Origin of the sequence: Salipaludibacillus sp. HK11 (assembly GCF_047795645.1) — a bacterium.
GTDB lineage: Bacteria > Bacillota > Bacilli > Bacillales > Salisediminibacteriaceae > Salipaludibacillus.
Genome location: NZ_CP181045.1, coordinates 479216 through 494666 on the forward strand (window position 1 = coordinate 479216; position 15451 = coordinate 494666).

A 15451-nucleotide genomic window follows, 5' to 3' on the forward strand; every position below is an offset into this window, starting at 1 on the left:
AATGTATCGCTATTTTTTCAATAAATCATGTGAATTAATGAACAAGTATATAGGGAGGAATATAGTATGAAAAAGCTCGTAATGATTGGCAATGGTATGGCTGGGGTTAGAACAATAGAAGAAATACTTACAAGAGATAATACAAAATTTGAAATAACGATTATCGGAGAGGAACCATATCCGAACTATAACCGAATCATGTTATCCAACGTTCTTCAGGGGAAAACATCGCTTGACGAAATTAGCATTAATGATTGGTCTTGGTATGAAGAAAATAATGTGAGACTCATAACTAGTGAAAAAGTTGTTAAGATCGATCGCTCAAACAAAACAATTACGACAGATCAAAAAAGATGCGTATCTTATGACGAATTAATTATTGCTACAGGATCAAGTTCATTTATCTTACCGCTTCCTGGGAAAGACTTGGAAGGAGTTATCGGGTTTAGAACAATAGAAGACACGGAAAAAATGATTAAAATTGCCGAAACGAAAAAGAAAGCTGTCGTTATTGGTGGGGGATTATTAGGATTAGAAGCGGCTCGCGGTCTTATCGATCGAGGCATGGACGTACATGTTGTGCATCTTTTACCAACTTTAATGGAACAACAATTAGATGCACCGGCAGCTCGTATGTTAAAAAAAGATTTAGAAAAACAGGGTATGAAATTTAAAATGGAAAAACAAACGGCTGAAATTTGTGGGGATAAGAGTGTCAAGGCAATCCGCTTTAACGATGGTGAAGAACTAGCTTGTGATTTAGTTGTTATGGCTGTTGGAATTCGTCCAAATGTATTTCTTGCAAAAGAAAGTGGCTTAGAAGTAAACCGAGCAATTATCGTTGATGATCATATGCGTACGTCTGATCCTGCTATTTATGCGGTTGGTGAATGTGCCGAACACAAAGGAACAGCTTATGGTTTAGTCGCTCCTTTATATGAACAAGGGAGAGCATTGGCTGACCAATTAACTGGTATTAAAGGGGAAGGGTATCAAGGTAGCATACTATCTACGCAATTAAAGGTTGCAGGATGTGATTTATTTTCCGGTGGAAAGATTCACGAAGATGATGAAACAGAAGCTATAGTCGTTCAAGATGCTGTCGCCGGTGTCTACAAAAAAATACTAATTACGAATCATAAAGTGGTAGGAATCGTTCTTTACGGTGATGCTAGTGATGGAAATCGTCTCTTTTCGATGTTGAAAAAGGGTACGGATATTTCAGATTTTACTACAGCCGCAGTTTTACAAAAGGCGGGCGAAGATGATAATACTGCTCTTCTAGCAGAAATGCCTGCGGAAGAAACAGTGTGCGGATGTAATGGAGTGACAAAAGGGAAAATCGTACAATCAATCCTAGAGGAGAATCTATCATCTTTTGAAGAAGTTAAAACGTGTACGAAAGCTGGGGGATCTTGTGGAAAGTGTCGCCCTATGGTAGAGGGAATCCTTTCTCTCACACTAGGAGATAGTTTTGATGCGACTGCGCAAAAAACTGGCATGTGTGAATGTACAGACTTGTCACGAGATGAAGTCGTTGCTGAGATTAAAGACAAGGGGTTTCAATCTCCTATGGAAGTACGTTACGTGCTGGAGTTTAAAAATCCTGAAGGATGTTCGAAATGCCGTCCTGCTCTAAATTATTATATGAGAATGATTCGCCCGACGGAGTATGAAGATGATAAATCTTCGCGATTTGTTAATGAGCGGATGGAAGGCAATATCCAAAAAGATGGCACGTTTTCAGTTATTCCACGAATGTACGGAGGAACGACGACAGCAGATGAATTAGTCCGTATGGGTGAAGTTGCGAAAAAATACGATATTCCGTTAGTAAAAGTAACAGGGGCAAGCCGTATCGGTCTTTACGGAGTCAAAAAAGAGGATCTTCCTCAAGTGTGGGAAGAGTTAGGAATGCGTTCAGGATATGCTTATTCAAAATCTCTACGAAATGTGAAATCGTGTGTTGGCTCACAGTTTTGTCGATTTGGTACGCAAGATTCGTTAGGATTAGGAATTAAGTTAGAGAAAGAATTAGAAATGATAGATACGCCACATAAAATGAAGATGGGTGTGGCAGGGTGTCCGAGAAACTGTTCGGAAGTATTAACTAAAGACTTTGGTGTCGTTTGTGTTGAAAATGGATATCAACTGTATGTTGGAGGAAATGGTGGAACGGAAGTACGCGAATGTGATTTCGTAGCCATTGTTGCTACAGAAGAAGAAGTTATTACGTATGCGAAAGCTTACATGCAATATTACCGAGAAACGGGCATTTATGGGGAGAGAACGGCTCCGTGGGTTGACAGACTTGGTATTGATACGGTTAAAACTGTGATTTTAGATAACGACCAACGCTCTTACTATGTTGAACGTTTTAGCGAAGCAAGAGATACGTATCATGAAGCGTGGCATGCGACGCTTGCCAAAAGTGAACAAAAGAAAATGTATGAAGTGACAAGAAAATAACGTGATTTTTACAAAAAAGATAGGTTGGTGAACTATATGGATACAACGAAAGAGCTAGTATATGTGATGAATTTAAACGATCTACCAGTTTTAATCGGTAAGGAAGTTGAAGTACATGGAGAGTCAATTGCTTTATTTCGTTTGAGCAATGGGGAAGTCCGCGCAATTGGCAGTCGATGTCCTTATACAAACGGTCCATTAGCAGAAGGGATTGTTTCTGGAGAATTTGTCTATTGCCCCCTGCAAGATTGGAAAGTATCATTAACAACAGGGGAAGTACAGGCTCCAGATGAGGGGCATGTATCTACCTTTGAAGTTGAATTGAAAAACGGAGAGATCTTCGTTGCAATCTAGATGGGGTGAAGGACATGTTAGGGTATGTATCATTTGTAGGAGCAGGACCCGGTGATCTTGGGTTAGTGACGGAAAAAGGAATTCGCTGTTTGCGAGAAGCGGATGTTGTTTTGTATGACCGATTAGCGAATCCGCGACTGCTTCGTGTAATAAAAGCTGATTGTCAGTTAATTTATTGTGGAAAGCTTCCAGATCGACATATGATGCGTCAAGATAAAATTAATGAAACAATCATAGAAAAAGCAAGAATCGGAAAAAAAGTTGTCCGGCTTAAAGGCGGAGACCCGGCAGTGTTTGGACGTGTAGGTGAGGAAGCAGGAGCCTGTCAGATGGAGGGGATTGGTTATGATATCGTGCCAGGCATCACCTCTAGTATTGCCGCAGCAAGTTATGCAGGTATTCCTGTTACTCATCGCGACCACAGTGCGAGTATTACACTGAGGACGGGACATTCTTCGGAAGAAACAAATGAGGAAAACATCACCCGGTATGAGCATGGTGATACGATCGCTTATTATATGGGTGTCAAAAATCTCGACCATCATTGTCAAGTATTAATGCGTCAAGGGTTCTCACCTGAGACAAAAGTAGCCGTGATTGAATGGGCGACGACGGGAAAACAACGAACGGCAGAAGGGACACTGCCAACAATTTCCAACGAAGTGATAAAGCAACAGATTAAAAATCCAGCGATGACGATCATAGGAGATGTCGTTGGTCTGAGAGATCAACTAAAATGGTTTGAGAAGAAAAGTATGTTTGGCAAACGAATCTTGATTGCTAAATCTTCCGCGGAAGAAAGTGGTTTAGAACGTTATTTTCTAGATCAGGGGGCAGAGGCTTATGCTTTCCCAACATTGAAAATAGCTAAGAAACCGATATCGATTGATTGGTTGGCACGGATTAGAGCAGCGGATAACTTGTTGTTTAGGGCTCCGGAAAGTGTTGCTATTTTATTTGAAGCGTTTTGTTCTGAAGGATACGATCTTCGCGATCTACCGCGTGAAATTTATTGTCTATCTGAAAAAACGAAAAGAGTGTTGTTGAATAAAGGGATTCTCTCTGAAAAGATTACCAGAATCACGGAGGATATGATCCAAGTAGGATACGAGACGAAGCAGGAATCGATAGAAGATGAAACGAACCTATTGCTAACACACAGCTTAAAATATGATGCAAGGTTCACGGAGATAGATCAACGTATGCTTCATGAAGAGACATGGGAAACGGTGATTTTTCCAAGCAAGTCGTCGGTAGATTGGTTCGTAAAAACGTTAGAAAACTATGGTATTGAGCAGTTGAGTCAACTCTCTTTTGCGTACATTGGTGAGCGGGTAAAAGAGTACGCCGAGAAGAAAGGCTTTCAGATAGTTAATGAAGAAGTACAACAAGAATTAGGGTTAGGGAAATGGAAGAATACTCAAAGATAATCGGTGGATCGGTCGTTTTGGGGAAAGTGAGGGAGATGGAGAGTAGCGGAAGTATTCGTAGATATTTGTGACTCTTCATTTCATCATAAACCTGGTCAGAATATCTAAACCAGAGTTATCATAAGAGAAAATAAGGGGACGTTAAAGATGAAAGAAGTCATACATGCATTTGCAGATACTGCTGCTTTAAAAGTCACTCAAATGAATACGAGTAAGAGTAAATTTTTCGTATCAGGGATGATGGCTGGCTTTTTCGTAGGGTTAGGAATTATTTTAATTTTTACAATCGGGGGATTATTGTCACCGATTAGTTTAGCTGCGACACGAATTGTGATGGGAGTTTCGTTCGGGATTGCCCTAAGTTTGGTGCTTATGGCTGGAGCCGATTTATTTACGGGAAATAACATGATTATGACGATTGGTACATTAGAAAAGCGAACGACGTGGAAAGATACATGGAGAATTTGGGGATTTGGTTTCGTTGCCAATTTCGCGGGTGCAGTTGTTGTAGCTGCGCTTTACTATTTCTCAGGTCTCTGGCAAGGGGCGATTGCTGAATTCATTACGACAACATCAAGTGCGAAAATGAACGCGCCATTTATGGAATTACTTGTGCGTGGGATCCTTTGTAACATTTTAGTCTGTCTAGCAATTTGGTGTTCATTTAAACTAAAAAATGAAACGGCTAAGTTAATTGTTATCTTCTGGTGTTTATTCGCATTTATCACATCAGGATTTGAGCATAGCATTGCAAATATGACGCTATTATCGATTGCCTTAATGGTTCCTCATCCAGAAACAGTTTCTCTCGCTGGAATGGCAGCTAACCTTATCCCAGTATCCATAGGCAATATGATCGGTGGAATTGTTTTTGTTGGCGGGGCATACTGGTATACAATTTCCGAAACAAAACCAAAGTCTAGCATTCTAGAACAGACAGATTATCAGGATATACGCAAGGAAGCATAGATATTATTATTGAATTGCATGTGCGAATTTAAAATATGAAGCATTTGATCAGCTGATAAATATCTAACTACTGCTATTGCAAAATGCTTCTTTTAGTTAAATTTTACGCTCTGTATTTTTAATTAGCAGAACTTTTTTGACAAGTGGTTGGAAGAGATAACCCAAATACACACCTAAAACATTTAGTATGAGATCATCAATATCTAAACTGCCTCTTGTAGTTAAGTACTGAAAACTTTCAATTGCAACAATCGAACAAAGGCTGATCCCAATCAGTTGCCTAATAGTGGGATTCTTCTTTACATATCGATAATACAATCCAAACGGAACAAATAAACCGATATTTGCACCTATATTGTAAAAGGAAATTAAATAATTGACTTGCCCAGATAAATAAAACCAGATTGTTTCAAAAGGGACAAGATTTACAGTGCCGTAATTTTGTTCTTGTGGTCTGAAATATAATAAGATCAGTAAACCGATACCATAGAAAAGGATTGTTAATTGGAGCGAGTGTTTTGAAATAATGAAAAGTTCATTTTTGACCCAACAAACAATAAATAAAACAAAGCTAGAAAAACAAAACCACAGAATCACTATTACTATTGGATGTAAGTAATTTATCAATTGAATCCAAATTGGTGAAAACAATAAAAATAGTAATTGTGAATAGAATAAACTGAGTAAAACTACTTTTTTCATAAAATTCTCCTTCATCCAACAATTTTGTGGGGGATCATCAAGGTAATTATACCAATTTCTTTAGGATAGAAATAGTGTGACATAATATGTCCTTGAATTTCCCTAAAGGTATTAGGTGAATCTCAAAATAGATTATTGGTCACTTTCACCATTTATGGTGAAAGTGATTTTTGTCGTTACTGCGATTTTTCGAGAAGAAGTGGATTTAAAAAGTTTTATCGACAAAATTTTCTATAATGCGTTAAAATGTTAATGGGTTAGTTATCCCTTTTTTTTCGCACGAAAATATGGAAAGACTTAAAGCAAATGATGAATAATTCCTTTGAAAAACTGTTAACAAGTGTTAGTGTCATAAAAGAGACGTTAAACTCCTTTACATTGAGGATAAGAGCAAAATACAGTGTTTTTCGTATGGGAGGATAGCCAAATGAAAAAAAGAATAGCTGGGTGGACGGAACAACTAATTTTTATCGGACCAGCCATTTCTGTTTACATACTTATCATTTTGATTCCATTTTTTCTAAGCCTCTATTATTCCATGACTGATTGGAATGGAATTACGCAGCATATAAATTTTGTTGGCTTTGACAATTTTATGAGGATTTTTACGGAAGATCCTCAATTTATTGCGTCTTTTTGGTTTTCCACCAAAGTGGCCTTTATTGTCGTTGTGCTTACAAACGTGATTGGATTTACCTTTGCCTATTTATTAGTACAACCTTTGAAGTTGAGAAACGTATGGAGAACGATATTTTTCCTTCCAAACGTCCTTGGTGGGTTGCTACTTGGTTTCATTTGGCAATTTGTGTTTCGTCAAGGTTTTTCTACATTAGGAGAGGTAACCGATCTTGCTATTTTCCAATTGTCTTGGCTTGCGACTCCGAACACTGCTTTTTGGGGAATTATTATCGTAAGTGTCTGGCAAGGTGTTGGATATGTGATGATCATTTTTATCGCAGGATTAATAAGTATTCCAAAAGAATATATAGAATCAGCTAGAGTTGATGGTGCAGGAGGATTTTATATGTTGTTTCGGATTATTTTCCCTCTACTTATGCCTGCGATTACAGTTTGTTTGTTTTGGACAATTAATATGACATATAAAATATTTGATTTGAATTATTCGCTGACAGGTGGAGGTCCTTACAATTCGTCTGAAACAGTCGCATTAAATATTTATTTTGAAGCTTTTCAAAATAATAATTATGGCATTGGATCAGCAAAGGCTTTCGTTTTCTTTTTGATCGTTGCTTTTATTACAAGCATTCAAGTATACGTCACGAAGAAGAAAGAAGTGAGGATGTAATGTTTGGAAAAATCAGTAGGTTGAAGTTAATTTCAATTGAAGTTATATTATTTATCTGTGCTATTTTATTTTTTGTTCCGTTTTACTTTGTGATTGTTAACTCATTTAAAGGATTAGATGAAGTATTAACGAACACGGCAGCTTTGCCACAATATATAACATTTGAAAACTTTATTATCGTATGGGGTCAGTTAGATTTTCTGAGAGTGATCATGAACACAATCATTATCACGTTATTTAGTAATATCGGTGTGATTATTATTTCATCGATGGCTGCTTATTGGTTGGTAAGGAAACCTAGCAAATTTACTTCCATCATTTTTATATTATTCGTGTCTTCGATGGTGATTCCGTTTCAATCAATTATGATCCCGATTGTGCAAGTGATGAGAGAGATTGGTTTAATGAACACGCATCTGGGATTAATCGTGACCTATATAGGTTTGGCTTGTTCCTTTTCAACATTTTTATTTCATGGGTTTATCCGCTCAATACCAGAAGAGATAGAAGAGGCGGCGATGATTGATGGTTGTAGTCGTTTGGCCGTTTTCTGGAGGATTATCTTTCCAATGCTTACACCAATTATTAGTACTGTGTTAATTTTAAATACGTTTTGGTTTTGGAATGATTTTCAGGTGCAACTAGTCTTATTACACAGTTCAGAGTTGCATACGATTCAATTAGCTATCAATTCGTTATTTGGTGAACACGTGATGAGATGGGAATTAGCTCTCCCAGCATTAATGATGGGGACCTTACCGGCGGTGATCGTATTTTTATTCTTACAACGGTATATCATTGCTGGTGTATCAAGTGGTGCGGTTAAAGGTTAAATCTGTTGGGCCTGTTCAACCTCATAAGATGTGTTATCATTCTTATAGACATATTAGCCATAAAACTATAGCCAAAATAATATATTAGGAGTTTTTATTTATGAGAAAAGATTTGCTCGTATCGATTGTAAGTTTATCTTCACTTATATTATTTGCAGGCTGTGCAAGTAATGATAGTGATGCAAGTAACAATAGTAATGAAAACACAAATAGCGAGATAACAAACAATAATGCAACAGAAGAGGAAGAAACAGTAACGATTCAACTATTTAATAATAAAGTAGAAATCCACGATGAATTGCTTGATTTAGCGAGAGAATATCAATCTGAAAATTCTCACGTTAGAATTGAAATTGAATCACTTAGTGCGGATGATTATCCATCACAATTAACGACTAAATTTTCTGCTGGAGAAAGCCCTGATATTTTTAGAGTGTTAGGACATAGTGGTCTAGAAACATGGGTAGAATATTTAGAAGATTTATCTGATCAGCCTTGGGTGGATAACATGATTGAAAGTACCAAGCCTGCTGCAACATTTGATGATAAAATTTATGGAATGCCCTTAGGGATAGAAGGACTGGGGTATATTTACAATAAAGATTTGTTTGACGAAGCGGGTATTACAGAAGTGCCTACAACGTTTACTGAAATGGAAGAAGCAGTTGCCAAACTTAATGAGGCAGGAATTTCTCCTTTTGTTAGTTCTTTTGCGGAAACATTTAATCCTGGATTTTTTGCGACGAATAATGCTTTTGCCAAACAAGAAGACCCATCGGCATTTATGGAAGGATTAAGTGAGGGGACAGCGAGTTTCACTGATAATGAAATATTTAATCAGTGGCTTGATCTGATTGATTTAGAAATTGATAATGCCCACAAAGATCCGATGTCGATTGGCTATTCAGAGCAAGTAACCGATTTTGCGACGGAACAAGGTGCGATTACGTTAAGCACCAACTCGCTCCAATCACTATTGGACGAAATAAATCCAGATCTTAACTTAGGGATGATGCCAATGCCGCTAAATGACGATGAGCATCTAAATGATCGGTTATTTAGTAATGTGCCTTTCTATTGGGGGATCCATAATGAATCAGAAGTGAAAGAAGAAGCGAAGGAATTTTTAACGTGGTTATCTATGTCGGAAGCAGGTGAAAGATACATTACAGAAGAATTTAAACATATTCCACCTTTTACAACGATGGAAGCAGATTCAGAGCTTATTGGCCCACTTGCTAATGATGTTCAACAATATGCAAATGAAAAGCCAAGCTTAGCGCTAGAGTGGAACAAGTTTCCGACTGGCTTAGCGCCACAGCTAGGTTCTGCTCTGCAAAAGTATGTATCTTATGAATCCGACAGAGAAGAATTATTGGCTGAATTCCAACGGTTATGGGATTCGATGAAAGATCAATAGGAAGCGGAGGGACGGTTCTACTGCTTCCTTTCAAAAGAAAAAAGTGCGATCTATTAAAATAGCCAATGACCCTTGATGATACAAGAGTCATTGGCTATTTTTTAAATGGAAGCACTACGAGAATTGCTCTTATAAAAGTCCCTGTGAATCTTCCTTAGTTCACACTTCTTCTGTTTGTTCTAGTTTACTTTCGATTGTTTTTTTCTTTTTTCTTTTACCAATGCGACTAAATCCGTTTCCAATCGCATGAAATATTCTATAAACAGATGGAATCAGGAGCAGTGTAATTAAAGTCCCGAATAATAATCCTGATATGAGAACTGTTGCGACTGGTGCTTGATAATTCCCCGATGCACCAGATGCTAGAGCTAATGGCAACATTCCACCTGATGTCGTCAAAGTGGTCATAAAGATTGGACGAATGCGATTTTTACCAGCTTCTACAATTGAATTTTGGACTGTATATCCTTGGAGTCGAAGCTTATTGATCCGGTCGATTAATAAAATCGCGTTATTTAAGACAATGCCAATCAACATCACAATTCCCATTCCTGCCAGTAAACTTAGTTCCATTTGTGTAATGAATAATCCTAGAATAACACCGACAAATGTCATTGGAATAACTGACATCACGACTATAGGGTGAGCTAAATTATTAAACTGGACTGCCATAACTAAATATACTAGAAAGATAGCTGCCGCTAAAACAAGGATCATTTCGTTGATTAACTCTTGTTGTTGCTCTAGATCACCAGCAACAGAAACATGATAACCATCACTCACGTCAAAACTTTCAACAGCATTTTGCACATCACGATTAATCGAACCTAAATCACGTCCTTCGATGTCAGCAGATATTGTCAAGAAACGTTCCCCATCATTATGCCTAATTTCATTAGGTGTAGAAACTGTTTTAAAATCGATAAATGTAGAAAGTGCTTCCTCTCCTTCAGCAGTCATGATTGATACATCAAGCAGATCTGCTTTACTAGATATATTATCATCCCACCTCACAAATAGAGGGACGTTTACGTCATCATTGATAACCTCTCCTATGGGAGTTTCCAAAAATGCCAATTCAATTGATTGTTGTAACTGTTGGTCGGATAAACCTGCATCTTCCACCGCATCTTCATTTAAAACAATCATTTCTTCTAAAGAAGTGCGTTCACTGGAATGTTTCATCCCTGTCAAGCCTTCAATGCTTTGAAGATCACTAATAAGTTCTTCTGAAATTGCTTCTAGTTCTACAAAATCTTCGCCAAATATGTTGACTTGAACAGGGGATGAGGCACCACCACCATCCATTGCGTTAAACACATTATTTATTGGATAGTCATCCTCCAACGAACGTATTTGACGTAATATATCTTCATTAACATCTTTTTGATCTCTCGTAATTTCATCATCTGTCGTCATATTAATGATGAGATAAGAGAAAGTCCCATTATCCATAATATAATTTGTTTCCACATCTTGAATATCTGATAAAGTATCATCTATTTTACTAAACAACTCTTCTTTTTCTTCGATCGGTACTCCAGTGTCCAGTTCAACACCTAACTCAGCATACCGGTTAAAGATGTCAGGCATAATTGACATTGGTATTTTAGTAATAAAGAACATGGAACTGGCGAAGATTATCGCAAATAACATGATGATTGCTAAACTGTGACGTTTTTTTCTTACAACCCATGAAATGAGCTGACTGTATCCATGAATTAGTTTGCCTTCTTTACGTTTCTCTTTCCCTTTACGAAGTTTTAAGAAATTCTCAGCAAGGGAAGGAATTAATGTGAACGAAACAATCACCGAGCTTAGCAGAGTGATCACGACGATCATTGATAAAATCATTACAAAGCTACCGAACTCTCCGCCAATTAAGCCAATTGGTAAAAACACAACAATTGTCGTTAACATGGAAGCAATAACGGCAGTTGCTACTTCTTTTGTGCCTTCTAAGACGGCGGTAATATTTGAGAAACCTTGTTCTTTTTTACGGTAAATTGATTCTAGAATGACTATCGATGCATCGACCATCATTCCAATACCTAACCCTAAACCGATAAGTGTTAAAATATTTACACTATAATCTAACACCCACATCGAAGCAAATGTCAGCATGATTGACGTTGGAATAGACACGGCTACAATGATTGTAGCGCGAATGTTTTGTAAGAATAGAAGTAATATGACTACGGCAATTGCTCCTCCGATCATAATATTACTCGATACGCCATCAATCGATTCTTGCACATAATCAGCTTGAGCAACCATTTCATTTAGTTGGAAATTTTCGACCAATCCTTCTTCATGAATATCATCAAGTTCAGATCGTATCGCATTTGCCATGTCAATTTGAGTCACGTCTGGGTTCCGACCAATTTGAACAAATATAAAATCTTTTGAACCATTTTTCCACACGTTCGAAGCATTTTGCACGGATGATACCGAAACAGTTGCAATATCTTCTAAGTCTATCCAGCCATCTTGAGTAGGTATCTTAAGGCTTTCTATACTTTCAATACCTTCTATTTTTGCATCCCAGCGAAGAGTGGGTGAATCCTGTTCTTCTGTTAATTCTCCAACCGTCGCTTCACTATTTGCATGTTGTATCGTGTCAATCACTTGTGAAACATCAATATTCCTTTCCGTGATTTCATCACGTTGAAAGGCAATCGACACTTCATGCTCTTGAATACCACCAAGTGCGACTTCTTTCACTTCACGTAGCCCTTCTAATCTAGGAACTAACACATCTGTTCCAAATTCACTCATCTCATTCATATTTCCATCAGAAATATCCATGAAAAATTCATAATCTTGATCTGTACCGATTTGACCTATCAGGTGGTCGGTAACACCATTCAAATTGGGGATAGATGAGTTCACAACAGACTGTACTTCTTTATATAGGTCATCGCCACCTCCTTCTTCTAGAAAAACTTGTATGGAACTTCTACCAATCGATGAAGTAGAGTTAACACTTTCTACCCCGTCAATCGCTAAAATGCTAGTTTCTAGTGATGTCGTAATACTTCTTTCTACTTCAATTGCAGCCATATCTCCTGCATCTACTTCAACATATGCCCCGTCAAAACTTAAGGATGGTAAAAGCTCCTTATCCAGTTGTATCATCGAATAACTACCAATACATAAAACTAACACAACCATTAAACCGATTAAAATCTTCCTCTGAATAATAAATTTTAGTGCATTCATAAACATTCTCCTACTCTCTTTTTGGGATTATTTTCCTGACTATCCTAGTTTTATATTATCTGAAAAACTCTAATTGTAAAACGTTCCCAAGAATTAACTTTACTAAGACTTAAGACGTATTTTCAATTAGGTAAAGAAAAAGCAGAGGACTGTTCTAGGGTGAAGAAAAAAGGTAAAATAGGATTAATTATAGGAGCTGTTTTTCGGCAAGATCAAGGATAGTCTCATCACAGCCATTAAAATAAGATCACAATATATTAAGACAATAAAAAACACCTGTTTGTTTTTCAGGTGCTAATTTTTCGAATTAAATTCTCTTAGAAAAAAATTGAATCTCAAGCAAATCTTCCGTACTTCTTATGTAGGCGCTTTTTACACTCACCCCAAGAAGGAATAATTTTTGAATCCCAATTAATCTATTTTGCAATATTTCTCGATATTTTCATGACTTTTAAATGATTATCATTATTTCTATAATTAATCATTTGTTCCTTACTTTCCCATACTGTTAGAGTCCAGTATGACCCATCCTTCTTTGTTAAAAGAAGAAAATTTTAATCCTGCTGCTTTTTTCACTTGCATAATTGATTTAATGGTATGGAATAAAAAGATAGGTAACTTTCGTTTACCTTTTAAATGCAACCTAGTAATTGAAATAAACATGTGTCTATCGCCCTACCACTAAAAAACTTAATTAGATTCCATTTAAATGTTCGAGTTGTGTTATAAAAAATAAATTACTCTTAGTTGTGTCGAAAAGAATAATTCAATTAGGATGTTTCTTTTTTAAAACGATTACTACTGTAAACATTACTATTGATAATATCGCGCATAATACTAAATTAATTTGTACTCCACTCTTGAACTCTGTTACCAATCCATAAATTAAAAAAAACAAAAAAATTAAAAAATACAAAGAAGCAACAATAATAAATGATTTCCACCTTGGCATAATCATTACTCACCACCTTTTTAACAAAAACTTATATACCTATATTATCTGTAATGTAATATTAACATATTATGACAAAATATGGATTTGTATTTCTGTAATAATTCTTAAATCTGGATTATTCTTATATCAGTTAAGAATTGATCAGTCTGTTGTATCATATGGTCGTACTAGCTTATAACGTTCTCATCTTATAAGTGAAAAATGATAGAAGAAGTATCTCCATCATCATGAAAAGTGGAGCAAAAAAATCGAAATTCAATAAAAGTATTAAAGACACTTTCGCAGTGTAGACTGTTTCTCAATTTTGATTCTACGAACGTTCCGAATTCTTCGCTGATTCGGACCGTTTTCCAATCTTTATTCCTCGAACGTTCTGAATCCTTCCTTGTTTCGGAACGTTTTTCAAACTCGGTTCCTCGAACGTTCCGAATGCCTCACTGATTCGGACTGTTTTCCAAACTCGGTTCCTCGAACGTTCCGAATGCCTCACTGATTCGGACTGTTTTCCAAACTCGATACCTCGAACGTTCCAAATCCCTCACTGATTCGGACTGTTTTCCAAACTCGATACCTCAAACGCTCCGAATGCTTCGCTGATTCGGACCGTTTTGCAAACTCGATACCTCGAACGTTCCGAATGCCTCACTGATTCGGACTGTTTTCCAAACTCGATACCTCAAACGCTCCGAATGCTTCGCTGATTCGGACCGTTTTGCAAACTCGATACCTCGAACGCTCCGAATGCCTCACTGATTCGGACTGTTTTCCAAACTCGATACCTCAAACGTTCCGAATGCTTCGCTGATTCGGACCGTTTTCCAAACTCGATACCTCGAACGTTCCGAATGCCTCACTGATTCGGACCGTTTTCCAATCTTTATTCCTCGAACGTTCTGAATGCTTCGTTGATTCGGACCGTTTTGCAAACTCGATACCTCGAACGTTCCGAATCCTTCGTTGTTTCGGAACGTTTTTCAAACTCGGTTCCTCGAACGTTCCGAATTCTTCGCTGATTCGGACCGTTTTTCAATTTCCGATCCTCGAACGGTCCGAATGCCTAGGTGATTCGGACCGTTTTCCAATCTCGGTTCCTCGAACGTTCCGAATGCTTCACTGATTCGGACCGTTTTCCAATCTTTATTCCTCGAACGTTCTGAATCCTTCGTTGATTCGGACCGTTTTGCAAACTCGATACCTCGAACGTTCCGAATCCTTCGTTGTTTCGGAACGTTTTTCAAACTCGGTTCCTCGAACGTTCCGAATTCTTCGCTGATTCGGACCGTTTTTCAATTTCCGATCCTCGAACGGTCCGAATGCCTAGGTGATTCGGACCGTTTTCCAATCTCGGTTCCTCGAACGTTCCGAATGCCTCACTGATTCGGACTGTTTTGCAAACTCGATACCTCGAACGTTCCGAATGCCTAGGTGATTCGGACCGTTTTGCAAACTCGATACCTCGAACGTTCCGAATCCCTCACTGATTCGGACTGTTTTCCAAACTCGATACCTCAAACGCTCCAAATGCTTCGCTGATTCGGACCGTTTTGCAAACTCGATACCTCGAACGCTCCGAATCCTTCGTTGTTTCGGAACGTTTTCCAAACTCGATACCTCAAACGGTCCGAATGCTTCGCTGATTCGGACTGTTTTCCAAACTCGATACCTCGAACGTTCTGAATCCTTCGTTGTTTCGGAACGTTTTGCAAACTCGATACCTCGAACGCTCCGAATGCTTCGCTGATTCGGAACGTTTTCCAATCTTTATTCCTCGAACGGTCCGAATGCCTCGCT

General features: G+C 37.8%; 13 protein-coding genes. 7 read left to right on the forward strand and 6 right to left on the reverse strand.

The window, feature by feature from the left end; genetic code table 11:
* Positions 1-66: 66 nt before the first annotated feature.
* The 4 genes from nirB to ACM26V_RS02640 all read left to right on the forward strand — a co-directional run bounded on the left by nirB (position 67) and on the right by ACM26V_RS02640 (position 5222).
* Positions 67-2469 (forward strand): nitrite reductase large subunit NirB, encoded by a 2403-nt coding sequence (gene nirB / locus ACM26V_RS02625; protein ID WP_416149913.1) that lies wholly within the window; start codon positions 67-69, stop codon positions 2467-2469.
* A gap of 36 nt (positions 2470-2505) precedes the next feature.
* Positions 2506-2823, forward strand: coding sequence for a nitrite reductase (NAD(P)H) small subunit (locus tag ACM26V_RS02630; protein ID WP_416149914.1), 318 nt, complete (start codon positions 2506-2508; stop codon positions 2821-2823).
* 14 nt (positions 2824-2837) lie between these two features.
* Positions 2838-4253, forward strand: a complete 1416-nt coding sequence (gene cobA, locus ACM26V_RS02635; RefSeq protein ID WP_416149915.1) for a uroporphyrinogen-III C-methyltransferase — start codon at positions 2838-2840, stop codon at positions 4251-4253.
* Between the two features lie 147 nt (positions 4254-4400).
* Positions 4401-5222 carry a formate/nitrite transporter family protein gene (locus ACM26V_RS02640; protein ID WP_416149916.1) on the forward strand — a complete coding sequence of 274 codons (822 nt, stop codon included), beginning with the start codon at positions 4401-4403 and terminating at the stop codon, positions 5220-5222.
* Between the two features lie 96 nt (positions 5223-5318).
* Here ACM26V_RS02640 and ACM26V_RS02645 read toward each other — a convergent pair whose 3' ends face one another.
* The gene (locus tag ACM26V_RS02645) at positions 5319-5924 is read right to left on the reverse strand and encodes a VanZ family protein (protein WP_416149917.1); all 606 of its coding nucleotides are present in this window, start codon (positions 5922-5924) and stop codon (positions 5319-5321) included.
* Positions 5925-6351: 427 nt separating this feature from the next.
* Between ACM26V_RS02645 and ACM26V_RS02650 the strand changes: the two genes are divergently transcribed.
* The 3 genes from ACM26V_RS02650 (at position 6352) to ACM26V_RS02660 (ending at position 9483) form a co-directional block, all read left to right on the forward strand.
* The gene (locus tag ACM26V_RS02650) at positions 6352-7230 is read left to right on the forward strand and encodes a carbohydrate ABC transporter permease (protein WP_416149918.1); all 879 of its coding nucleotides are present in this window, start codon (positions 6352-6354) and stop codon (positions 7228-7230) included.
* Positions 7230-8063, forward strand: a complete 834-nt coding sequence (locus tag ACM26V_RS02655; protein ID WP_416149919.1) for a carbohydrate ABC transporter permease — start codon at positions 7230-7232, stop codon at positions 8061-8063. Before ACM26V_RS02650 ends, ACM26V_RS02655 begins: the two co-directional genes overlap by 1 nt.
* A gap of 100 nt (positions 8064-8163) precedes the next feature.
* Positions 8164-9483 (forward strand): ABC transporter substrate-binding protein, encoded by a 1320-nt coding sequence (locus tag ACM26V_RS02660; RefSeq protein WP_416149920.1) that lies wholly within the window; start codon positions 8164-8166, stop codon positions 9481-9483.
* Positions 9484-9642: 159 nt separating this feature from the next.
* On the opposite strand, the gene ACM26V_RS02665 is transcribed toward ACM26V_RS02660, so the two are convergent.
* The 5 genes from ACM26V_RS02665 to ACM26V_RS02685 form a co-directional block, all read right to left on the reverse strand.
* Positions 9643-12705: an efflux RND transporter permease subunit gene (locus ACM26V_RS02665; protein WP_416149921.1), complete on the reverse strand. Its 3063-nt coding sequence runs from the start codon at positions 12703-12705 to the stop codon at positions 9643-9645.
* A gap of 766 nt (positions 12706-13471) precedes the next feature.
* Positions 13472-13663, reverse strand: a complete 192-nt coding sequence (locus tag ACM26V_RS02670) for a hypothetical protein (RefSeq protein ID WP_416149922.1) — start codon at positions 13661-13663, stop codon at positions 13472-13474.
* 777 nt (positions 13664-14440) lie between these two features.
* Positions 14441-14638 carry a hypothetical protein gene (locus ACM26V_RS02675; protein ID WP_416149923.1) on the reverse strand — a complete coding sequence of 66 codons (198 nt, stop codon included), beginning with the start codon at positions 14636-14638 and terminating at the stop codon, positions 14441-14443.
* Positions 14635-14898 (reverse strand): hypothetical protein, encoded by a 264-nt coding sequence (locus ACM26V_RS02680; protein ID WP_416149924.1) that lies wholly within the window; start codon positions 14896-14898, stop codon positions 14635-14637. Before ACM26V_RS02680 ends, ACM26V_RS02675 begins: the two co-directional genes overlap by 4 nt.
* A 79-nt stretch (positions 14899-14977) precedes the next feature.
* Positions 14978-15418: a hypothetical protein gene (locus ACM26V_RS02685; RefSeq protein WP_416149925.1), complete on the reverse strand. Its 441-nt coding sequence runs from the start codon at positions 15416-15418 to the stop codon at positions 14978-14980.
* Positions 15419-15451: the final 33 nt, after the last annotated feature.